The organism is Dolichospermum circinale AWQC131C (assembly GCF_000426905.1).
Taxonomy (GTDB): Bacteria; Cyanobacteriota; Cyanobacteriia; order Cyanobacteriales; family Nostocaceae; genus Dolichospermum; species Dolichospermum circinale.
The window spans coordinates 677-1,254 of the sequence record NZ_KE384613.1 but is presented as its reverse complement, the minus strand read 5'-3'; the positions used below and the strand labels follow the sequence as shown (position 1 = coordinate 1,254).

The following is a 578-nucleotide window of genomic DNA, read 5'->3' as shown; positions in this document are numbered from 1 at the left end:
TACCCTTGATAATACTACTATACTTAAATATGTAAAGTTTTGTAACGACATTCAACATTTCTGTAATTAACCTATACCAAAATTATGAAAAAACAACAAATCCAAAACCTGTTTAATCAACGTTATAACCAAGCTAAATGGAAACAATTTCTAGGACAAACATTTGCTAATGTGCAATTATTATCAACTCCTGAAAACTTGACAGGTATTGATGATCATGTGGCTACTAATGCTCAAAAATTAGGCTATATATTACTTGACGAAAATGGTATTGATAGACAAATCGCAGTTTATGATAATAGTAGAGGGGAAATTGGATTACAAAAACATTTAGTTACAGAAGGTAAATATGCAGTTATAGGAGGTAAGGAAATTAATAAATATAGACAATATGGTTTATAAACTTTACGAACTAACTTATCAAGAAGTGAAAATCATAGACCCCGAATTTGCATTAACAGAAAAAGAATATGCAGACATAAAAATAGATAAGTAAGGTACATAAATTCTATCAAAAAATAGATTTGTCATATCTGACGCACCCTACAGTGCTATAATAGCAAATGATCACAAATATC

Annotated in this window: 1 protein-coding gene; it reads left to right on the top strand. The window is 29.1% G+C overall.

Features of this window, described 5'->3' with window-relative positions:
* Positions 1-84: 84 nt before the first annotated feature.
* Complete coding sequence (locus tag ACIR131C_RS0111795; protein WP_028090355.1) at positions 85-402, top strand: hypothetical protein; 318 nt, start codon at positions 85-87, stop codon at positions 400-402.
* The last annotated feature ends 176 nt before the right edge of the window (positions 403-578 follow it).

Bases quoted from the DNA above. Each gene is read 5' to 3' on its own strand.
- ACIR131C_RS0111795 (WP_028090355.1), top strand. From the start codon at position 85: ATGAAAAAACAACAAATCCAAAACCTGTTTAATCAACGTTATAACCAA.